The sequence below is a fragment of the Methylococcus sp. ANG genome, assembly GCF_040730495.1.
Lineage (GTDB): Bacteria > Pseudomonadota > Gammaproteobacteria > Methylococcales > Methylococcaceae > Methylococcus.
The window spans coordinates 957255-978587 of record NZ_CP160399.1; the positions used below are offsets into that span (position 1 = coordinate 957255).

Sequence of the window (21333 nt, forward strand, 5' to 3'; positions counted from 1 at the left end):
CGTCGTCCTGACCCTCTCTCCTCGCGTGAGAGGGTCAGCCGTGGCGCCAGACCTTGACGGCCGATGTCGCCAGAATCGCCGCCAACGCGGGCAGCAGCCAGGCCGCAGGAACCACGCCGAGCAGCAGGCCGCCCAGCCAGACCCCGGTGAGCGACCCCAGCGCCATGACGGCGAGGAAGCGGCGTTGCGCGCCGATCACCGCGAAGCTCCGGTCGCGGCTGTAGCGGGCGAAGCTCGTCACCATGGTGGGGAGGCTGACGGCGAGGGACAGGCTCCCGGCCAGCTTGAGATCGAGGCCGAACAGCAGAACGAGGGTGGGAATGAGCAGTTCGCCACCCGCGACCCCCAGAACCGCCGCGACCACGCCGATGCCGACACCGGCAAGCGCGCCCGCCAGGGCCAGGGCAAAGCCTTCCAGCGACGCGGAACGCCCGGCCTCCACACCATGCCCCCACAGCAAGGCAGCGGCGATTCCCACCAGCAGCACCGCGATCACGCGGTAGAGGGTCCGTGACTGGAGACGGGTCGCCCAACCTGCGCCGAACCAGGCCCCGGCGAGACTTCCGGAAAGCAGCGTGAGGACCACGTCCCACCGGGACAGTACGCTGGAAAAAGGGACGGCTCCGGTGCGGAGCGGCAAGGCGGTGGCCACCACGATGAGGCTCATCGCCTTGTTCAGGATGACCGCCTCCAGCGCGCCGAAGCCGAACAGGCCGATCAGCAGAGGAAGCCGGAACTCCGCTCCGCCGAGGCCGATCAGCCCGCCCAATGTGCCGATCACGGCCCCGCTGCCGAATACGGCAAACGGCGAATGGGTTTCGGAGGATTCGGAAAGCATGTTCTGGTGCTCCTGGGCTTCGTGCCTCAGCCCAGGCTACATTTGGTATTGGGAAATCCGCTCCGGCTGGATGCGCGAGCCGGAGCGGCCGACAGCGCTTAGCTGGCCACGCCGAGAATGACGGAGCCGGCCTTGAACACCGCCGTGGCGGTCTGGCCTTCCGCCAGCCCCAGCGCTTCGAGGCTGTCGTTGGTGATCGTCGCTGCCACGGTCTCGCCGCCGCCCAGATCGATGATGACGTCGGAATTGACCGCTCCCTTGTGGATGCGACTCACCTTGCCGCTCAGTTGGTTGCGGGCGGACAGGCGGTAGCCGGCGGTGTCCGTGACGATGATGACCTGGGGCGCCTTGACCAGAGCGACGGCATCGCCCCCCACTTTGACCCCGAGCTTCTCCACCGACTCCTTGGTGATCGCGGCAACGATGCTCTGCCCTCCCTGGAGACCCACGGCCACCTCGGCATTGACCCCGCCGACGTTGACGGCGGTGATCTTGCCGAAATACTGATTGCGTGCACTCGTTTTCATGACTCGACTCCTTTGTCTCATTGGCCGCCAGAAAATGTCGCATCCGGAAGTGGCGGCAACCCTCCGTCGCAGCGGGCATGGACGATGCCGCAGTCTCCCGGATGCGGCTTGCCCCGTACCGCCGCCGGCTCATTCCATCAAAGCGACGGACTTCACCTGAACCCATACCTCCTGGCCTCGGACGATGCCGAGCGCCGAGGCGGAACGCTTCGTCAACCGCGCAAGCAAAGGCGATTCTCCCACCCGCACCCGCACCAGCGCCAAGCCCGGATGGTCCTCGTCCTCGATCGCGTCCACCCGTCCCCGCAGCAGATTGAGCACACTGGTTTCCTCCTGCCGTTGCCGGGCCAAGCTGACGTCGCGGGCCAGCACACGCACCCTTATCCTGCGCCCCACCGGAATCCCCCGATCCCTGGTCCATAAACTGCCGCCTGGAAAATCAACGCGCGCCAGATGCCAGGACTCGTCCCTCTCCCCCACCACGGCATCCAGCACCGCCCCGGCATCCTCGCCGAGCCGAATGGGCAGATCGAGCCGCGCGAGGGTTTCTTTCAAGGGGCCGGCGGCGATCACCCGCCCCTCCTCCATCGCAACGAGGTGATCCGCCAGCCGTGCCACCTCATCGGGAGAATGGCTCACATACATGACCGGAATGTCCAGCTCGTCGTGCAGGCGCTCCAGGTACGGCAGGATTTCCTGCTTGCGCTTGAGATCGAGTGCGGCAAGCGGCTCGTCCATGAGCAGGATGCGCGGGCCGACGGCGAGCGCTCTGGCAATGGCGACACGCTGGCGCTCTCCGCCGGATAGCCGGTCCGGCCTTCGGTCCAGGAGATGGCCGATGCCCAAGAGCTCCACGGCCTGATCCAGGCCCACCCTTCGCTGCGCGGATGCCCGTTTCATCCCGAAGCGCAGATTGCCGAGGACCGTCAGATGGGGAAACAGGCTGGCTTCCTGAAAAACATAGCCCAACGGCCGCCTGTGGGTGGGAACCCAGGTTCTTTCGTCCTGCCAGACTTCGCCGTTGAACGCGAGCTGGCCGGGGGAGGCGCGTTCGAGTCCCGCGATGCAGCGCAGGAGCGTGGTCTTTCCCGAACCGGAATGGCCGAACAAGGCCGTCACTCCCCGTCCGGGCAGGGCAAGGTCGACGTCGAGCCGGAAACCCGGCCAGTCGACCCGGAAACGGGCGCGAATCTCCCCCATGTCACGCCTTCTTGGGGTTGGGCCGCCAGGCGTAGAGCCCCAGCAGAACCAGAAACGAAAACACCAGCATCACCGCCGCCAGCCGATGGGCCTGGGCATACTCCAACGCCTCGACATGGTCGTAAATCTGAACCGAAGCCACCCGCGTCACGCCCGGTATGTTGCCGCCTATCATCAGCACGACGCCGAATTCCCCGACGGTGTGCGCGAACGTCAGAATGCCGGCGGTGAGAAAACCCGGCAGCGCCAACGGCAAAGCGACGCTGAAGAACGCATCCAGCGGCGCCGCGCGCAGCGTCGCGGCCACTTCCAGCGGCCGGTCGCCGATGGCCTCGAAGGCGTTCTGCACCGGCTGAACCATGAAAGGCAATGAATAGAATACCGAGGCCAGCACCAGTCCCCAGAACGTGAACGGCAGCGGGCCGATGCCCAACTCGCTTGTCAGGTAACCGACCGGCCCGTAAGGCCCCATCGCCAGCAGCAGGTAGAACCCCAGTACCGATGGCGGCAGCACCAGGGGCAAAGCCACCACGGCGCCGATCGGGCCTTTCCATTTCGATCGTGTACGCGCCAGCCACCAGGCGATGGGCGTCCCGACGACGAGCAGGATCGCGGTGACGATGCTCGCCAGCCTGACGGTGAGCCAGATCGCCTGAAGATCGCTGTCGGACAGGAACATCCTGGCGGCCCGGCTATTTTTTCACGCTCTCGCCCGGCAGCACGAAGCCGTACCGCGTCATCACGGCACGGGCCTCTTTGCCGCTCATATATTCGGCGAAACGTCTGGCCAAGGGATTGCTCTCCGCCCGCTTCGTGATGATGAAACCCTGTTCGAGAGGCTCGTGCAGGGAATCCGGGATCAGCCAGTAGCCGCCCTTGCTCGCCAGCTCCGGATTCAGTGCCAGAGACAGTGCGATGACGCCGATCTGAGCGTTGCCCGTCTGTACGAACAGCGCCGTGGCCGCGATATTCTCGCCGTACACCAGCTTCGGTTCCACCTGCTCCCACACACCCGCGGCGCGCAATGCCTCTTCGGCACGCTTGCCGTAAGGCGCATGCTTGGGGTTGGCGATGGCGATGCGGGCGAACTTGGAATCGGCAAGACTGCTCAGATTCATCCTGGTGGCATCGAGGGTCGCACTCCACAGCACGATGCGACCGAAAGCGTAAGGTTTGACTTCCGAGGCGGCCAGGCCTTTATTCACCAGTTCACGGGGAAAACCGATGTCGGCGGAAAAATAGAGGTCGTAGGGCGCCCCTTCCTGAATCTGGGTGTGGAATTTGCCGGAGGAGCCGTAGATCACCTCCACGTCCTCGCCGGCATTGGATTTCTTGAACGTCGCAACGATCTCATCCATCGCGAATTTGAGATCGGCCGCGGCCGCGACCGTGATCTTCCCGGCATGGGCTGCGCTTGTCGAAAGCAGGACGCATGCAGCCAGCAGAACTTTTGTGAAACTCATTGTATTTGTTCCTTATTTTGAATTCAGGATCAAAGTTCGTAACCGTATGCGCGAATGATCTCCTTGGCCGCTTCGCTCTTCAGATACGCGAGCAGTTCCGTCGCTGCCGGATTGTTCCTGCCCTTGGTGAGCAGCACCGCATCCTGCCTGAGCCTTGGATACAACTCCGCCGGCACCACCCAATGCGAGCCCGACGCGAAACGGCCATCCTGATAAATCTGGGACAAAGCGACGAAGCCGAGGTCCGCGTTGCCGCTGGCGGTAAACTGGTAGGCCTGGGTGACGCTCTCTCCCAGCACGAACTTCGGTTCGAGCGCCGAAGCCACACCCAGCTTGTTCATGACATCCACCGCCGCCGCGCCGTAGACGGCCATCTTCGGGTTCGCCAGCGCCAGATGCCGATACGCCCCCCGTTTGAGCACCTCCCCTTTGTCGTCGACGACGCCCGGCTTGGCGCTCCACAGCACGAGCTTGCCGACCGCGTAGGTGAAACGGCTTGCGGGGATCGCCAGTCCCTCCTGCTCCAAGCGGCTCGGGGTTTCGGCATCGGAGGAAATCAGCACCTCGAAAGGTGCGCCGTTCTTGATCTGTGCGTAGAACTTTCCGACCGTCCCATAAGCGATGGTGGCCTTGTGGCCGGTCTCCCGCCCGAACGCCGAAGCGATCTTTTCCATGGGACCGGTGAAGTTCGCAGCAACCGCGACATTCACTTCCGCGCCAAAGGAAAGTCCGGAAATCAGCGCACATGCGAACAAACCAAGAAATTTCAAGGCATTCATCAGATGTCTCCAAAATAGTTGCCGAGGGCAACCCGGCGCGTCCTTCCGTCAATTCCGGACTATGACCAACTAGATATGCTACTCCAAATATATCGAAAGGTTGATCTTCGGGTCGTTGAAAGACAGTGTAAAGTACCGGCGAGCGCCGATTAACCACGCGGATTGTAAATGATCCATTGATCAGACACTAGCTGGCTACGCCTGGCGCCCCTTTACATCATAGCCGCCACAACATCTCTCCATCATGCCGCACCACCGCGCTTGTCGCGCGTCTCGCGTTATATTTTTACCGATATTCTGACCAACCCGACAACGGAGAACCTTGTCATGAGATTGCGAAAATTGCCCCCTCTGATGATCGCAGCCGGTCCCGCGCTGGTGCATGCGCCGGAGACATTTTCGATGACCATGGAGGAACGCATGCAGGCCATGGAGCAGCGGATGCTGCAACTCGAAAACAAGCTGGAAAAATCCGAGCAGGAGAACGCCGATCTGAAACTGAAACTGGCCGCGACGCAGAAACTCGTCGCGGCTACCGCCGCGGCGGTGCCCAAGCCGGTCAAAGTCAAAACCGGCCCGTCCGACCAGGCCGAAAAGGCTGCCCAGGCCAGGGCCGACAAGGAATTGGAAAGCTGGATCAGCAGTTTCCAGCAATGGCCGACCGAAGGCTTCGATCCCAATAAGGTCACCGAGCTCCATGAGCGGGTGACCACCTTGGAAAAAACCACCGAAGCCCAAAAATCCGCTGCAGAGGAGAAAGCCAAGAAGAGCACCCTCACGGAGATCGGCGACCGCGGCATCGCCTGGTCCTCCGCCGACGGCAACTACAAACTTGCCCTGCGGGGCTACTTGCAAGCCGATTTCCGGACTTTCTTCGACGGTTCGAACAAGACCAGAAATCCCGGCTCCGACCTCACCGACTCGGCGCTGATCCGGCGCGCCCGCCTCACCCTGGAAGGCCAGTTGTTCAAATGGGTCGATTGGCGGGTATCGCCCGATTTCGCCAACAGCCAGCTCCAACTGTTCGACGCCTTCATCGACGCCCATTACATCCCGGAAGCCGCCCTGCAGGTAGGCAAGATGCGGGTCCCCATGAGCCTGGAGCGCTACAAGACCGCAACCAACCTCGATTTCGTGGAGCGCGGCTATCCGGCGCAGATTGCCCCGAACCGTGACGTCGGCGCCATGCTGCACGGTCAGATCGGTTATCCGGGCTACAAGCCGCACTACTCGATCCAGCCGGTGTTCCGGGACTGGATTTCCTACGAATTCGGCTGGTTCAACGGAACGGGCGACAGCACACCGGTCGGCCAGAGCGATGTCGAGGTCGACCAGGAAAAGGACATCGCCGCCCGCGTCTTCTCCCATCCGTTTCTCAAGAGCGGCATCGAACCGCTGGAGGGTCTGGGGATCGGCGTCGCCGGCACCTGGGGGAATCCGATCAACCAGACGCTCAACAAGCTGATCAGCGTCGGCCAGCAGACCATCTTCAACTACGGCGGAAGCGGTACCAACACCTCGGCGGTCGTCGCCAACGGCAACGCGTACCGCTACTACCCACAGGCTTACTGGTACTACGGTCCGTTCGGCCTGCTGGGCGAATACCTCTGGACCAACCATCGGGTCCTCGCCACCAGCACTTCCGGCAGCAAGTCCACGAGTTACGAGACCCGCATGGACAACCGGGCATGGAACCTGGAGGCTACCTACGTCCTCACCGGGGAACGCGACGGCTTCTTCGGGATCAAGCCTCAAAACAACTTCGATCCGTTGGCCGGCAACTGGGGCGCCTTCGTGCTGGCCGGCCGCTGGACCGGGCTGGCGATCGACTCTCACGCCTTCGAGCCGTTTACCGGAGCGAACGGCAGGAGCGCCACTCTGGCCAATCCTCTGACCTCGGTCTCCAGCGCCAACAGTTGGGGCGTTGCACTGAACTGGTACCTCAACCCGTTCATGAAAATGCAGACCGACTACAACAATACCTACTTCCAGGGCGGCGGCGGATCGAACGGCGAAAACCGGCGCCAAGAGCAGGCATGGTTCACGCGGTTCCAGATCGCCTATTAGCCTCTGCGTGCCGAGGGAGTATCGATGGCCGTCCGACTTTCGAACCGTCAACTCTCCGTAGGCGGTCGGACGCGATCGATAATGCATTCATTATATTTCACGAACGTTAACACTCTTCGGACATCGAGACGAACCCGACGGAATCACTAAAGGCCAGCGGTGCCGCTCAGCCCCATTTGCGCCGGCCGATCCAGGCGGCCTTCCGTCCTTCAGCCGGCTTCAAGCCCCGCTGTCAGGACAGGACGCTCACATCGATCGACAGTCGCCGATGCGCCGAAAGCAAGGCGTTTGTCCGTCCCGGAACGCTTTCCCGCGTTTGACATCGATATATCTATTTCGCTATAACGAAAACACGCCCTCGCATGCTGACTCGCTCCGGTTCCTCCCTCGAGGAGGAACCGGACCGGGAAGAGTCTCGGCTTGGCTGACGAATACCTGAACAACGCTACTGGAGACGAGAGATGAAGCTTTCCGTTAAGAATTCCGCCCTGATGTCCGGCGGACTCTGGATTTTCAGCGCTGCAGCGCCGGCCCTGCAGCCCAGCCAAACCCCGGACATCACCATTCGCATCGCCGGCTCCACCATTCAGGACAACAACTTCAAGAAGGTGCTGGACGACCTGTGTAAACCAGGAACCCTCGACACCTACAAGGACGCCGATGCCGCCGGGAAGGGCACCTACTACAAGGCGTTCTTCTGCCAGATCGATTCCAGCAAAGTCCCTGGGCTCAATCTCAAGGATCCCAAGCTGTTGCTGCTCAAACGCAACCGCAGCGGCGCCATCACCGGCGTCTATCCGTTGCTGGAGCCCGAAAAGACCATCAATTTCATGGGCATCAACAACTCGCCGGGGGGGGAAGCCCAGTGCATATCCGCCGGCTCGCAAAGCTGGACCTGCCGGACCGACCGCCCGGGTGACGTGTTCAAGGCCCTGCCTGACATGGGGGTGTCGGACATCGACCCGCAGATTTTCCGCGACGTCAATTTCAACGCGAAGATCGACGACACTTCGTTCAACCAGCCTACGCCGGCTGCGGTCGCCGCGACGCTGACCGTCAAGAACGCCGGCGCCGTACTGCAGAACACCCCCGTCAGCAAGAATCTCCGTGACGCTCTTCAGGAAGCCCAGGTGGCGCAAGGCAAGCTCGACGCGCAGTGCCTGACCGATGCCAGCCTGCGGGAAACGGAAGACTGCATGCCCTCGCTGAGCAAGGGCTTCCTGACCAGCCTGTTCGCCGGCCGTATCGGCAAGTGGAGTGACGTGAAGGTGGAATTCACCGCCTCCGGTTCGTCCAGCGCAAGCTCCAAGCCGCTGACGGATTTCAACAGCGGGTCCTTCAGCACCCCGCTGGTCCACATCTGCCGCAGAAACAAAGGCGCCAGCACCCAGGCGGCCATCAACGCCTATTTCCTCAACACCCCCTGCGCCGCGACCGGTTCGGTGCCGGTGGAAATCAGCAATCCGGTCGCCGGTCCCGTGGTCGTGCCCCCCCCCCAGGTCACCATGGAGGAACATTGTCTGGCGGACTTCAACGACGGCAGCAACAACGGCACCTTTAACCCCAATGCCGCCAAAGCCTGGGCCGTCGGCATGCTGACCACCGAACGCAACGGCAATCTGGCCCTCGGCTACCGCTACATCAAGATCGACGGCGCGGCGCCGACGGTGGAGGAAGTCGCCGCGGGCCACTACCAGTATTTCTCGGAAGCGGCCTACGTCTGGCGGCGGAACGCCCCCGCTCCGACCGGCGACGCCCTGACCCTGATCCAGAAGATCGCCACCGACGCCACGACGCCCAGCATGTTCGGCCAGTTGAATGCCGCCATCGCCCAACCCTGGGGCAAAGGCTCATTCATCGCCGTGGCGGCGCAAGGCTATTCGGTGACGCATCCCTTCGATCCCAACAATCCGGTTACCGGCTACACCCATGCCCCCACGGGCAGCCTGGACAATTGCACCTATCCCCAGGTTGCGGAAGGACAGACGCCTAACCTCTGAACGGCCAGTGGGCAACTCACGCGGGACATCTATCATGACCAGATTCTTCACCCTAGGCCTCTGGCTGCTTGCCTTCTGGACCGGGCATGCCTTAGCGCTCACCAGCAACGGCGGCAATGGCGCGCCCTCCTCCCTGTTCATCGCAGTGCTCGATCCGGACAGCCGCAAGTCCTACTACCGGGACCTCGGTATGACGATGGACCAGTTCCTGCAAAATCCGTCCGCCAGCGCCGACCTGGCATCGGACGGGAGCTTTGCCGCCTTTCTGGGCAAACCCAACCTCGTGTACAACGTCGCGGCGTTCCTCGCGCTCAAGCCGGATCAAAGCAACATCGCCCAATGGGGCTACCTCCTGACGTCCGCCGAGGGACGGGGGATCTTCGGCCGCAGCTTCGTCGCAGTGGATGCGGTGAGACAGCGCATGCTGGTTTACGCCAGCTACCTCACCGGTTCCAGCGGTGTATTCGGCGTCGGGGACGCCGGCTACTTCGACGGCGACCACTGGGGGCCGAGTCTCAATGGGGAATTGGGCGGAAGCAGCGTCGGCCAGGTCGGCCAAGCCTTGCCGTTCTATTTCGTCAGCAACTCGACGGGAGAGACGGCCGGCGGCATCGTCCGGGCGCTCGGCGCCTGGACCCTGGGCGGCGACGGCAAGCTGAGCTTTTCCGCCCAGGCCAACGCCAACCAACCGCCCGTCGCGGATGCCGGCAGCGCCCGGACAGTCGACCAGGGAACGGTAGTGACGCTGGACGGCAGCGCCAGCCATGACCCTGACAACGGTCCCGATCCCCTGTCCTACGCCTGGAGCCAGACCTCCGGGCCCTTCACGGCCTTGACCGGAGGCAACACGGCCAAACCGAGTTTCACCGCCGCAAAGGCCGGCATCTACGGCTTCCGGCTCACCGTGGGCGACGGTGAAGCCTCGGCCACGGCTGCCGTCACCGTAACGGCGGGCGCGGTGAATCAGCCGCCGGTTGCCAATGCGGGAGCGTCCAAAGCAGCGGTCGTGGGGCAGCTCGTAACGCTCGACGGAAGTGCCAGCAATGATCCGGATCAAGGTCCCTCGCCCCTGGCATACCAATGGACTCAGGTATCCGGCCCGGTCGCGGTTGTCCTGGCCGGGGATGCGACGGCAAAGGCCAGCTTCACACCGGCGCAGGAAGGTAGCTATGGATTCGAACTCACCGTGAGCGACGGCGCCGCCTTCTCGACCGCGGCTACCCAGGTGGAAGTCAGCGCAACTCAGCTCATTACGCTGACGGCACCCACTCAGTGGAAGGTCAAGGTCAAGCAGCAGATCGGCTGGGATCCCGGCACCATCAAAGGCAGCCGCCAAGTGAAGATCCAGTTCGCCAAAGACGGGGCGAATTTCAAGACGATCGGAACCGCGGCAGCCAAGAAACGGAGCTTCAACTGGAAGCCGACCCGGAAGCAGATCACCGCCCAGGGCGTGCTGCGGGTTTGCGTCAAACCGACCGGCCAGTCGCCCGTGGTGTGCGATGCCGTATCGGTGGTCGTGGAACCCTGAGCCGCTCTCCTGGCGCCGTCAGGAATCCGGATGGGGAATTGATTCCCCGATCGGCGGCGTCGTAGCCATACAAGGACGAAATAGCCGCAGGTAGGTATCGGCGACTTGCTGGAGCGACCCCTGAACCTCGCGGTAGCGCTCCAGCACCTCCTTGCCGAAGGGCGTCAGGTGGGCACCTCCCCCGTGCCGCCCGCCACGGGAGGCATCCACCACCGGCTCGCGGAAGGAACGGTTCATGGTGTCGACCAGCAGCCAGGCTCGCCGGTAGCTCATGTCCATGCTGCGGCCGGCGGCCGATATCGACCCGGTCTGTTCGATCGCCTCCAGCAACTCGGCCTTGCCGGGGCCGAAGGCGATTTCGGTGCCGTAGAGCAGACGCAAGGTCAGTTTGAACTTCGGCTCGAGGAAACAGCGAGGCGGATGCGCCGTCTTCTTGGTGCGCCGCTTGCGCGGTTGCTGCGTCTCTTCAGGCACAGGGCCGGTGCCGGATTGCAGCACCGGCGGGTTTGGGCCAGGGTCGGGAAATTGGAGTTTCTCGGATGGCATTCGCAACTCTTCGGGAGGCAGCGATCGAACGATCAATCGATGACGGACAATCGTAACGGTTCTGCAAGCGCCATGATATCCCCTTGAACGACGCGAAGCCGTGGTCAAGGTGCGCGACTTTTTGCTTCCGTGTCTCAGCTCGCCGAGGTACGGCGCAATCTCTGCGCTACCGGCAAAGTCCCGCGCTCCTTCGAGTGCGGCAACCCCCCCGCTGCGGCCCTGCCTATCTTGGAACACTACCCGGCAGAGGTCAGGGGCCTGGGCGACAACCCGCGCTTTGTCGTGACCTCGCTCGCCGATCCGACGCCCGAGGCGCTGTACCGGGACCTGTACTGCGCCCGCGGCCAGGACGAGAACTTCATCCAGGCGGTGAAGAACGATCTGGCCAGTGATCGCACCGCCGACCACGCCTTCCTCGCCAATCACCTGCGCCTGCTCTATGCCTGCGCCGCCTACCGCCTGATCCTCAGCCTGCGGGAGCACACCCTGTGTCACAAACCGAACTGGCCAAGGCGCAGCCCATGAGCCCTATCCTGAAGCTGTTCAAGCTGGAGGAGTCCATCCCATTAACCGAGGAGGATCCGGCAGGACTCGGAGGGTTGATTGCGTCCAGTGTCTGGAATTCCGGCCCCCCGTGAAAAGAGGCAGGTCGAGGGGCCACCCATGCCTCATAGGGGGGCGTAGGCCAGTTCGGTGTGCTGAAAAAATAGGCAGCTGGCCAAGCTATCGGGCGCAGGGGGCATTTTTAGGGAACATCCGGGATAGTTCGGGTCAGCCGAAACGCCCGGTGATGTAATCCTCCGTCAGTTTGTGGCGTGGATTCTGGAATATGACGTCGGTGGCGCCCACTTCGATGAGGCAGCCGAGATGGAAATAAGCGACACGCTGCGACACCCGCGCCGCCTGGGATAGCGAATGGGTCACGATGACGATGGTGTAGAGCTCCCGCAGTTCGTCGATGAGTTGTTCGATGGCCGCCGTCGCGATCGGATCCAGGGCCGAGCAGGGCTCATCCATCAGAATGACCTCGGGGTTCACCGAGATCGCCCGTGCGATGCACATGCGTTGCTGCTGGCCTCCGGACAGACTGGTTCCCATCTGATCGAGTCCGTCCTTGACTTCCTCCCACAAGCCGGCCCGTCGCAACGACGATTCGACGATTCGATCCAGTTCCGCAGGACTGTTCGCCAAACCATGGAGGCGAGGTCCGAAAGCGATATTGTCGTAGATACTCTTGGGGAACGGATTCGGCTTTTGAAATACCATCCCGACCATTGCCCGCAGGGGCACGACGTCGATCCCGCTGTGACAGACGTTCCGGCCGTCGATATGGATTTCTCCGGTTACCCGGCAACCTTGGATGGAGTCGTTCATCCGGTTCAAACAGCGCAGGAACGTGGTCTTGCCACATCCTGAGGGGCCTATCAGCGCCAGGACCTCGTTCCGGCCGATGTCCAGGCTGAGATTTCGAATGGCATGTTTTGCGCCATAGTAGACGTTGAGGCGGCGGCAGGCGATTCGCGGATTTGTGATGACCGACTCCCCTACGGTAGCGGCAGGGTCATGAGGATAGAGGACGGCCGAAGCGCTGCCCGATGCCCGCTGTAACAGCGAGTACCTGGTCGCGGGTTTCGCACCGCGCGTTATCGCGTTCGGGGAGGGCGGAGATGCCGAGTCCTTCCGAGTTGGCCGAAGCCCGGGGGTGCTACGTGTTGGGGGCAGAGTAATGGCTGATGACATCAGGGATAGTGATAGGGTTTCGCGTCACCGGTCTGACCGATACAGCCTACGGACAGCCCAACGTCGCCGGGGTCTTTGCGTCGCTCTGACAGACCGGAGACCAGGAATCTGACCATGGAATCATGACGATAATCCCACGCTTATATGACAGTTCGATGACGACGAATCTGAGGCCGGCGAATTCGCATCGAGAGGATTCGAATGGCTCGAAGCGCTGCCTCTGCGGATACTGACGGAACGGCAGGGGTGTGAGGAAAACCAGCGAGAGCAGCGAGGGGGGGACCCCTCTCCCGGTCATTCTGAATAGGGGCACGTCAAATCGAGATGTTACAGAGCGTGATCTCACCACTGAGCATTTACAACGTTTGGATTTCAAGATAGGATTCTTCGGTCCTACTCGATGCGTACATTGTTGTTTCGGACCTGGTACAACTCAGCTTGTCTTTTCTGAAAGACACACAGCGTCTGTGTGCGATTCACCGGTCAAGGGCGGTTAGCTCAGCGGGAGAGCACTTCCTTCACACGGAAGGGGTCGCAGGTTCAATCCCTGCACCGCCCACCATCTGAATCAGTCGGTTATCATTCATTTTGCGCATCCTGGAAACTGCCCGTGTGTCCAGAATGTGCCCTGGTTTCTTCCAAAGTTTGTACGGCTGCGTGATTTATTCGACGGAACAGTAAATCGAGCGCTTGCTCTTGTCCGCGCTATTCTCAGGAAGGCAGTTCACGAATGGGAATGGTTGGACGCTATGCCTAAGGTAAGGCTATCGCGGTACCGCTTTCAGACGTCGCGGTCGACATCATCCGGCGCCAGCTCGGAAAGCATCGCACCCACGTGTTCAGCTATCGTGGACGGTCCGTTAGCCGGGTGAATAACCATGCCTGGACGAAAGCCTTGGCACGGGCCGGAATTGAGAATTTCCGCTGGCACGATCTCCGGCACACCTGGGCATCGTGGCATGTCCAAGGCGGAACGCCCCTGCATGTGCTCCAGGAGCTGGGCGGCCGGGAGTCGGTGGAAATGGTGAAGCGTTATGCTCAACTGAGCGGTGAACATCTCGCGCAATACGTCACCAGCATGACCGGCGGCCTGCGTCGGGTGGTTACGAATCGGCTACGCTCGGAAACAAAAAAGGGTTAAGCTTTCGCCTAACCCTTTGTTTTATCTGTGGGCCGTATTGGATTCGAACCAATGACCACTGCATTAAAAGTGCAATGCTCTACCGACTGAGCTAACGGCCCGGAGCTGGCAATTATATGGATGAGGCATGCATGAAGCAAGTCAGTTGGTGCGCGCGCTGCCCGTATTCGCATTGACCCGCTGCGCTTGGCGGCGGACAATAATTCGGCCTTTGCTTCGATTTCCGCATAATGCGACATCTTCTGCGTTGCTCCATGCTGGCCGTGACGCTCACGCTCTTCGGGTGTGTCTGGCTCCGGCTGCTCGAAGTCAAGAATCAGCTCGACGATTTCGACGATCACTTCAAGGTGGTCTCGACCGACCACTTCCTGCTCGAATTCCTGCACCCGGTCCTTTACGCCGACGATTTTCGCGAATTGACGCGGATGGAGCCGACCCGTATCGAAACCCTGCCTAAAGGCAGCCGCTGGCATGTGCTGTTCGAGAAGATCGACATGAACGGCAAACCGGATCCGGGCCACCAGGATCTGGAATTTGTACTCAGTTTCAACTCGAAATCGCGGCTGGCGGTCTGGGACTTTCCGCCGCCTTTCCTGGCCGCAGCGCCTCCGCAGTTTCTTGAAGCCTCCTTACGGTCGCTGGGCAAAGGCGAAATTTTCCAGGATCAGCGCCAACTCAAGGTCGATCCGAAGGACCTGCCGCAAATCGACGCGGAATTTCCCAACCAGGCTCGCGTAAAGGAAGGCTTGGGGGCGCCGGCGCTGGAGCTGGACCATGAAGACGGTCGGCTTTGGGTCTACCGCTACCGGGTCAACACTCCTCATATCGAGGACGACGAAGGAAATCGCCGCATTGCGCTGGCCAGGTTCTGGTTCGATCCGGCCAGCAAGACCTTGCGGAAATTCACCGGAAAATTCATCGGACTCAAGCTGTCCATCGATTACCGCAATTTTCTGCCGGCCAAACAGGCCGCCCGCGCCGACGACGACTGAGCGGCGGTCCCGCAACATCCATTCATCATGCGAATCAATCTTCAGAGTCTGGGCTGCCGTCTGAACGAGGCGGAACTGGAAAGCTGGGCCCGGGAATTTCAAGCCGGCGGCCACCGCCTCGTCGATGAAGCGGGCGATGCCGACATCATCGTGCTGAATTCCTGCGCCGTGACCGCGGAAGCCGTACGCAAGTCGAGACAGACGATCCGCCGCAGTCAGCGCCAGAGTCCCCGCGCGCGCCTCGTGCTCAGTGGATGCTACGCCACTCTGCATCGTGAAGAAGCAGCGGCGCTCGGCGTCGACCTCGTCGTCGGCAATGCGGACAAATCGCGCCTGGTCGAAATCGCCGCGCGGGAACTCGCGCTGGAAGCCATGCCGGAATTTTCCACCGAGCCCGGCGAGGCAGCCTTGTTCGCTCTGGGCCGGCAGCGCGCGTTCGTCAAGGTACAGGATGGCTGCCGTTACCGCTGCACGTTCTGCATCGTCACCGTGGCGCGGGGCGAAGAGCGCAGCCGCCCCCTCGCGGAAGTCGTCCGGGAGATCCGGCAGTTGCAGGCAGAAGGCGTACAGGAGGTGGTGCTGACGGGCGTGCATCTCGGCGGCTACGGCGGCGATCTGGGGCTGCCGCTGGATGCGTTGATCCGCTCGATCCTGCAAGAGACCGGAATTCCGCGCCTGCGGCTGGGCTCACTGGAACCCTGGGACCTGCCATCAGGCTTTTTCGAGCTGTTCGAGAACCCCCGTTTCATGCCGCATCTGCACCTGCCGCTGCAGAGCGGCAGCGACGCGGTGCTCAAACGCATGGCGAGGCGATGCAAGTCGGAAGAATTCGCCCGATTGGTGGCCCAAGCCCGGCAGCAGGTACCGGACATCAATATTACCACCGACATCATCGTCGGTTTTCCGGGGGAAACCGAGCACGAATGGGAGGAAAGCCTGCAGTTCGTCGAAACCATGGGCTTCGGCGATATCCACGTCTTCACCTATTCCGTCCGCGAGGGCACGAAAGCCGCGGCAATGGGCGGACAGGTCCCTGCCGAGGTCAAGAAGGAACGCAGCCGGGCGCTGCATGAGCTGGCCCTGGCACAAAAGCGGGCTCTGCTGGAGCGTTTTGCCGGGAGGGAAATGCCGGTGCTGTGGGAAAACCGGAGGGACGGCGCCGATCGCGGCTACACGCCGAACTATCTCCGCGTCGCCATGCAGACCCCGGAAACCGGGCTATCCAACCGGATTACGCCAGTCCGTCTCTCGGAGGTGGACGCCTCCGGCGAATTCCTCTGGTGCGGGCCGGCTACTCTTCCGCCGGCAGCTCCAGCAGATACAAGGTAGCACCGATGACCGCCGCCGGTGCGGCGAGAACGTTCAGGAGAGGAATCGTCTGCGCCAGCAGGACCGTCCCGCCGAACGTCGCGGCACCGAGCCGGAACCGGCCCAGCAGTTCACGCTGGCGGTCGAAGTCGCAGCCGCGCGCTTCCAGCGGATAGGCCGTGTATTCCAGCGCCATGAACCAGGCATTGAAGACCATCCATAACACCGGGGCGGCGAGATTGACGACCGGAATCAGGAACAGGACGGCCAGGGGCACGATGCGCAGCCCCAAATAGGCCAGGCGCCGGAACTCGCTTCGCAAGCTGGACCACACGCCGGCCTCGCCCGGCACTCCCGCTGGCCTGATCCGGCGCCCCGTCGCCAGTTCCGTCGTGCGTTCAGCCAGGGCGCCATAGAACGGCGAGCCGATGATGTTGGCCAGCACCGAGAAGGTGAAATACATCACCGTGAAGAAACCGACGGCGAACACAGGCCACAGCAGCCAGCGCAGGAAATCCAGCCATCCCGGCAGCATCCAGTTCAGGAAAGCGGAAAAATAGCGGATCCCCAGCCACAGCCCCACGCTGTAGAGGATCAGGTTGACCGCCAGGGGAATCCAGACATAGCGCCGGATACCGGGCTTGGCCAGCCAGGTCAAGCCAGTGACCAGGCAGCGGAACGCCGTCCCGGGCGAATTCAGGCGGCGGAAATCGGCCGCCGCGACCTGCGAAATGGGATTGCTCATGAGGAAATCGGGGAATTAACCGGACGCTGAGAATATCACGAAGGCGGCTGCGCATCGCCGGCCGGCTCGCCGCCCGCCTTGAACATCGCCGGATTCATCCCGTGCCGGCTCAGAAGCCGGTAAAATTCGGTGCGGTTGCGCTTGGCCAGGCGGGCGGCCTGGGTCACGTTGCCCCGGGTCATCTGCAACAGGCGGATGAGATAATTGAGTTCGAACTGGTCCCTGGCTTCCTGCAGCGAGGGGAAGGCCGACGGAGCCTCCCGCAAGGCGCGCTGCACCAGCGTCACGGGAATCAGCGGCGTGGTCGACAGCGCCATGCACTGCTCTACCACGTTGCGCAGTTGCCGGACGTTGCCGGGCCACTGGAAATTCACCAGCGCCTCCATCGCTTCCGGAGAGAATCCTTTGACCTGATCGCCGTACGAACTCGCGAGATCCCGCAGGAAATGCAGAGCCAGCAAGGGAATGTCCTCGGGACGCTTTACCAGAGGCGGCAACAGCAGGGTCACCACGTTGAGGCGGTAATACAGGTCCTCGCGGAAGTTCCCCTCCGCCATCGCCTGTTCGAGATCGACGTGGGTAGCGGAGATCACGCGGACATCGACCGGCTCGTCATGGGTCGCTCCGACCGGACGTACCTTCATCTCCTGAAGGGCGCGCAGCAGCTTCACCTGGAAGGACCTCGGCATGTCGCCGACCTCATCCAGGAACAGGGTGCCGCCGTCGGCAGCCTTGAACAGGCCCTGGTGGTCTCGCGTCGCGCCGGTGAACGCTCCCTTGCGGTAGCCGAACAGCTCGGACTCGAGCAGATTTTCCGGGATGGCGCTGCAGTTGACGGCCACGAACGGCGCCTTGGCGCGAGGGCTCAGGTCGTGGATGGCCCGAGCCAGGAGTTCCTTGCCGGTGCCGCTCTCGCCGCCGATGAACACGCTGGCGCGGTTCTGGGCCACCCGCTGGGCCTGCCCCAGGACTTCCTCCATCAGGGGGCTCTGAGTGACGATCCGTGCGCGCCACTCCTCCTTGTCGGGAACGACGGCGGTGTTTCCGTTGATGCGGATCGCTTCGGAAATGTGCTCGATCAGGTCGTTCTTGTCCACCGGCTTGGTGACGAACCCGAATACCCCCCGGCGGGTCGCGGCGACGGCGTCGTTGATGGTGCCGTGCGCCGTCATGATGATCACGGGCAAGGTGGGATGGCGTTCATTCAAAGCGTCGAACAATGCCATGCCGTCCATTCCGTCCATCCTGAGATCGGTCACGACGACGTGGGGCCGGAATACCGCCACCTGGGACAGCGCGGCTTGGCCGTTCGCCGCCTTGGCCACGTCGAACCCCGCCGCCGTCAGGCGCAACCCGATCAGCCGCAACAGGTCCGGGTCGTCGTCTACCAGCAACACTCGCTTGCGCGTTTCACTCATCGTTTGAAAATCCCGATCACTACAGTTTCTGCTCAATCGATTTGAGCGTGTTCAATTTGCTGCGCAATTCCTCGACTTCGCTTTCCAGGCTCTGGATCTTGCTGTCCTTGGCCTTTGCGTCCTTGCGCACCTTGTGTTTGCCGCTCTGCGCCTCCTTGAGCTGCTTGTCCAGCTCGGCCTTTTCGGCCGCCTCCTTCTGAGACCTGGACACCAGCTCACCCAGGTAGGCCAGCCAGCCGCGCACGCGCGCGTCCTCGATTTCGTTGATCACCACCCTGATGTTCCCCAGCGTCACCGAAGCGTCGCCGCAGCCCGTCGTGACCATCTGCGCCAGCAGCAGGTGAAGCCGGTATCCCATACGCGGATTGGATGCCTGCATGCGGTCGGCCTGCTGGCACTCCGGCAGACGCTCGGCCGGCGTCATCTTGGCGAGGTCTTCGCTGTAGCGGACCAGCGCGTCCAGATCCGTCGCCGCATAATCGCGGGGAGGCGCCGCAACCGGCTGCTCCGGAGGCTTGGCGGGCTGCCATAGCTGGCACCCGGCCAACAGGCCCGCAAGCAAAATAAGCAATACATGTGCCTTAAACATTGGCTGGTTCTCCTTGTCGAGGAAGCGATATTCGCACACGCAACCGGGGCGCCGATTCTTCACACCAGGGGATTCTGACCCTGACCAGGGTGCCCCTGCCGGTCGGCGCATCCAGCAGCTCGACGCTGCCATGGTGGCTCATGACGCTCTCGCGGACGATGGCCAAGCCGAGCCCCGTGCCCGGGATGCCCAGTTCCCGCCCCTTGCTGCCCTGGAAGAAGGGCTCGAACACCTGCTGCCGCTCTTCCGGCGCTATCCCCGGCCCCTCGTCGCCGACTTCGAGTTCCAGGTAGTGGTCCAGGGCGCCGAGCCGCAGCGAAATCAGGCCGCCGGTCGGGGAATACTTGACGGCGTTGGACAGGAGATTGTCGATCACGGTGCGGAGTTGTTCGCGGTTGCCTTCGATTTCGACCTTCGCCAGATGCGACTCGACCCGGAGTTCGTTCGCCCGGAGACGCAACTGATACTCCTCCAGGACCTCACCCACCAGCGCATGCATGTCGACCGGTTCGCGCCGGAGCGCACCCGGATCGGCATTGGCCTGGCTGAAATTGATCAGCGCGGTGATCAGCCGCTCGAGCCGCTGAGTGTTGCTGACCAGTATCTGGGTGATCTCCTTCTGCTCCGGATTCAGCTCGCCCACCACTTCGTCCGCCAGCAGTCCCGTGCCTTCATGGATGGTCGCGAGCGGCGTCTTGACTTCGTGCGAAACGTGGCGCATGAATTGCTGCTTGGCCTCCTCCAGCGCGTTCAGCCGGCCTCTGAGCCATTCCAGGCGCTCGCCCAGGAATGTCAGGTCGGACGGCCCGGTGACGCTGACCGGCTGGTGGTAATCGCCGCTCCCCAGTTGGCGGATCGCGTATTCCAACTGGCGGATCGGACGGGTGATGAGGACGGTGAAGAGGGCGACGAGACAGGCTGCTCCGGGAACCAGCACCGCCGAGCGCACCAGGATGCGGTCCTGGACGGTTTTGGAATGCCCGTCGAGCAGCGCGACCTCCTTGTCGATCAGCACCGTATAAGCCTGCGACAAAGCCCTGGCCCGCATCCCCAGTGCCTGGAACACGCCGTCGAACTTCTCCAGGGCCGCCGAAGGGCCCTGCGAACCGCGCCGCTGCGCCGCCCCTTGCGTTTTCGCCTTGCGGCTTTCGTACACCTCCACCACGCTTTCATAGGCGGCCGCCTCGTCCGAACCGAACTGATCGAGCTGGGCGGTCAGCGACTCGTCTTCGGTCCGGACCCGCAGGTCCAGCACGATGTCCTGCACCCGTTCGTGCATGGCCTTGAAGGCGCCGCGCATGTCCGCGTCATCGAATACCAGGAGCTGCTTTCCCTTCCGCTCCAGGTCGCTCAGGCGCTCCATGAGCATGAAGCTTTTCTGGCTGAGCTGGGCGACGGAATAAACCGTTTTTCGGGACTGCGCGGCAAGATCGTCCACGGCGCCGACGGTCGAGCCGATGGCGACCAGCAGCGGTAAAGCCGCCAGGACGAAGCCGCCGAGCACCAGCTTGCTCACCGACAGTGAAGAAAAACGGAATTTGTACAACGAAAGGTTCCTGCTGCTTAGGGCCGCTCAAAACGCGCATCTTCGCACCGCATCGGCCAGCAGAGGTGCGAGACACATCCGATTGGTGGGATGGCTGATGCTGTCGGTCGAGACTACCTCCCCGACCCCCGCCTGCTTGAGCCGGTTCCAGGCATCGCCGGCGAACAGGGCATGAGTCACGACCACATCGATTCTGGTTACCCCGCCCTGGGCGAGTAGCCGCGCCGTTTCCGCCAAGGTGGTTCCGGTGCTCGCGACGTCGTCCACCAGCACCACGGCCTCGAACGCCCCGGTCTCCCGCGGGAGCGCAATGCCAACCTCCCTGTCCCCCATGCGACGCTTCGAGGCGACGGCGCACGGCAGGCCCGCCTGCGCGGCGATCGCCTCCACCCATTGCCGGGATTCCTGATCCGGCCCCAATAATAGCCGTTTCCTTTCACCTGTCGCCAGATAGCGACTGATGAGCGTCGCCGAGGACAGACTCAGGACCTGTTTCAGCGGCACCGCCTGGTCCAGACGGTCGATCCGGTGCAAATGGGGGTCGACGGTGATGAGCGCATCGAAATAACGTGCCAACAGGTTCCCGACGACCCTCTGCGCCACCGCTTCGCCGGGGTGAAACGCGATGTCCTGGCGCATGTAGCAGAGATAAGGCGCCACCAGGACCAGCCGGTCGCAGCCCTGCCGGCGCAAGGTCTCGGCGGCCAGCACCAGCTCCACCAGTTTGTCGTTGGGGCGGTCCAGGCTGCGGTGCACGACCCCGGTCCCCCGCACGTCCGGCGGAACGGTCACTCGGCTTTCGCCGTCCGGGAACCGGTGGACCTCGATCTCGCGCCAGGGACAGTCCAGCGATCCGGCAAGCTGCCGGGACTGGGCTCGGGTTTCCTCGAAACCCATGACGACCAC

At 62.6% G+C, this 21333-nt stretch carries 19 protein-coding genes, 2 tRNA genes and 1 pseudogene; 8 read left to right on the forward strand and 14 right to left on the reverse strand.

The features are described 5' to 3' along the window. Window positions 1–34 precede the first annotated feature (34 nt). From ABZN20_RS04405 to modA (ABZN20_RS04430), 6 genes are all read right to left on the reverse strand, one after another. Complete coding sequence (locus tag ABZN20_RS04405; RefSeq protein ID WP_367026880.1) at window positions 35–838, reverse strand: sulfite exporter TauE/SafE family protein; 804 nt, start codon at window positions 836–838, stop codon at window positions 35–37. 98 nt (window positions 839–936) lie between these two features. Further along, a complete protein-coding gene (locus ABZN20_RS04410; protein WP_367026881.1) occupies window positions 937–1365 on the reverse strand; it encodes a TOBE domain-containing protein in 429 nt (142 codons plus the stop codon). Window positions 1366–1494: 129 nt separating this feature from the next. After that, window positions 1495–2565 (reverse strand): molybdenum ABC transporter ATP-binding protein, encoded by a 1071-nt coding sequence (gene modC / locus ABZN20_RS04415; protein WP_367026882.1) that lies wholly within the window; start codon window positions 2563–2565, stop codon window positions 1495–1497. Window position 2566: 1 nt separating this feature from the next. Continuing rightward, window positions 2567–3244 carry a molybdate ABC transporter permease subunit gene (gene modB, locus ABZN20_RS04420; RefSeq protein ID WP_367026883.1) on the reverse strand — a complete coding sequence of 226 codons (678 nt, stop codon included), beginning with the start codon at window positions 3242–3244 and terminating at the stop codon, window positions 2567–2569. 13 nt (window positions 3245–3257) lie between these two features. Then, window positions 3258–4028 (reverse strand): molybdate ABC transporter substrate-binding protein, encoded by a 771-nt coding sequence (modA, locus tag ABZN20_RS04425; RefSeq protein WP_367026884.1) that lies wholly within the window; start codon window positions 4026–4028, stop codon window positions 3258–3260. Window positions 4029–4057: 29 nt separating this feature from the next. Next, window positions 4058–4807, reverse strand: coding sequence for a molybdate ABC transporter substrate-binding protein (gene modA, locus ABZN20_RS04430; protein ID WP_367026885.1), 750 nt, complete (start codon window positions 4805–4807; stop codon window positions 4058–4060). A gap of 327 nt (window positions 4808–5134) precedes the next feature. On the opposite strand from modA (ABZN20_RS04430), the gene ABZN20_RS04435 reads away from it, so the two are divergent. The 3 genes from ABZN20_RS04435 (at window position 5135) to ABZN20_RS04445 (ending at window position 10402) form a co-directional block, all read left to right on the forward strand. Then, window positions 5135–6874: a porin gene (locus tag ABZN20_RS04435; RefSeq protein ID WP_367026886.1), complete on the forward strand. Its 1740-nt coding sequence runs from the start codon at window positions 5135–5137 to the stop codon at window positions 6872–6874. A gap of 461 nt (window positions 6875–7335) precedes the next feature. Next, the gene (locus ABZN20_RS04440; protein ID WP_367026887.1) at window positions 7336–8874 is read left to right on the forward strand and encodes a hypothetical protein; all 1539 of its coding nucleotides are present in this window, start codon (window positions 7336–7338) and stop codon (window positions 8872–8874) included. A 34-nt stretch (window positions 8875–8908) separates the two neighbouring features. After that, the gene (locus ABZN20_RS04445; protein WP_367026888.1) at window positions 8909–10402 is read left to right on the forward strand and encodes a PKD domain-containing protein; all 1494 of its coding nucleotides are present in this window, start codon (window positions 8909–8911) and stop codon (window positions 10400–10402) included. Between the two features lie 18 nt (window positions 10403–10420). Here the strand turns inward: ABZN20_RS04445 and ABZN20_RS04450 are convergent, their stop codons facing one another. Next, the gene (locus ABZN20_RS04450) at window positions 10421–10948 is read right to left on the reverse strand and encodes a winged helix-turn-helix domain-containing protein (RefSeq protein WP_255556456.1); all 528 of its coding nucleotides are present in this window, start codon (window positions 10946–10948) and stop codon (window positions 10421–10423) included. A gap of 243 nt (window positions 10949–11191) precedes the next feature. Here ABZN20_RS04450 and ABZN20_RS04455 point away from each other — a divergent pair. Then, window positions 11192–11499, forward strand: a pseudogene (locus tag ABZN20_RS04455) (transposase); the annotation flags it as partial. Between the two features lie 220 nt (window positions 11500–11719). On the opposite strand, the gene pstB reads toward ABZN20_RS04455, so the two are convergent. Then, window positions 11720–12481, reverse strand: coding sequence for a phosphate ABC transporter ATP-binding protein PstB (gene pstB / locus ABZN20_RS04460; RefSeq protein ID WP_367027531.1), 762 nt, complete (start codon window positions 12479–12481; stop codon window positions 11720–11722). 694 nt (window positions 12482–13175) lie between these two features. Between pstB and ABZN20_RS04465 the strand changes: the two genes are divergently transcribed. Continuing rightward, window positions 13176–13250 (forward strand) — tRNA-Val (locus ABZN20_RS04465). A 240-nt stretch (window positions 13251–13490) separates the two neighbouring features. After that, a complete protein-coding gene (locus tag ABZN20_RS04470) occupies window positions 13491–13829 on the forward strand; it encodes a tyrosine-type recombinase/integrase (protein WP_367027532.1) in 339 nt (112 codons plus the stop codon). Window positions 13830–13857: 28 nt separating this feature from the next. Here the strand turns inward: ABZN20_RS04470 and ABZN20_RS04475 are convergent. Beyond that, a tRNA-Lys gene (locus ABZN20_RS04475) sits at window positions 13858–13930 on the reverse strand. A 129-nt stretch (window positions 13931–14059) separates the two neighbouring features. Between ABZN20_RS04475 and ABZN20_RS04480 the strand changes: the two genes are divergently transcribed. Together ABZN20_RS04480 and mtaB are read left to right on the forward strand one after the other, a co-directional pair. Next, the gene (locus tag ABZN20_RS04480) at window positions 14060–14821 is read left to right on the forward strand and encodes a hypothetical protein (RefSeq protein WP_218806768.1); all 762 of its coding nucleotides are present in this window, start codon (window positions 14060–14062) and stop codon (window positions 14819–14821) included. Between the two features lie 27 nt (window positions 14822–14848). Continuing rightward, on the forward strand, window positions 14849–16150 hold the full coding sequence (gene mtaB, locus ABZN20_RS04485) for a tRNA (N(6)-L-threonylcarbamoyladenosine(37)-C(2))-methylthiotransferase MtaB (RefSeq protein WP_367026889.1): 1302 nt from the start codon (window positions 14849–14851) through the stop codon (window positions 16148–16150). On the opposite strand, the gene cysZ is transcribed toward mtaB, so the two are convergent. The 5 genes from cysZ to ABZN20_RS04510 are packed head-to-tail and all read right to left on the reverse strand — an operon-like array spanning window position 16113 to window position 21324. Then, window positions 16113–16874: a sulfate transporter CysZ gene (cysZ, locus tag ABZN20_RS04490; protein ID WP_218806766.1), complete on the reverse strand. Its 762-nt coding sequence runs from the start codon at window positions 16872–16874 to the stop codon at window positions 16113–16115. The two genes, mtaB and cysZ, sit on opposite strands and share 38 nt — an antisense overlap. Before the next feature lie 35 nt (window positions 16875–16909). Further along, the gene (locus tag ABZN20_RS04495; RefSeq protein ID WP_218806765.1) at window positions 16910–18292 is read right to left on the reverse strand and encodes a sigma 54-interacting transcriptional regulator; all 1383 of its coding nucleotides are present in this window, start codon (window positions 18290–18292) and stop codon (window positions 16910–16912) included. 19 nt (window positions 18293–18311) lie between these two features. Further along, window positions 18312–18881: a surface-like protein gene (locus tag ABZN20_RS04500; protein WP_218806764.1), complete on the reverse strand. Its 570-nt coding sequence runs from the start codon at window positions 18879–18881 to the stop codon at window positions 18312–18314. After that, window positions 18874–20427 (reverse strand): sensor histidine kinase, encoded by a 1554-nt coding sequence (locus ABZN20_RS04505; protein WP_367026890.1) that lies wholly within the window; start codon window positions 20425–20427, stop codon window positions 18874–18876. The genes ABZN20_RS04500 and ABZN20_RS04505 overlap by 8 nt, the downstream gene beginning before the upstream one ends. Before the next feature lie 27 nt (window positions 20428–20454). After that, window positions 20455–21324 (reverse strand): ribose-phosphate pyrophosphokinase, encoded by an 870-nt coding sequence (locus ABZN20_RS04510; RefSeq protein WP_367027533.1) that lies wholly within the window; start codon window positions 21322–21324, stop codon window positions 20455–20457. Between the last annotated feature and the right edge of the window lie 9 nt (window positions 21325–21333).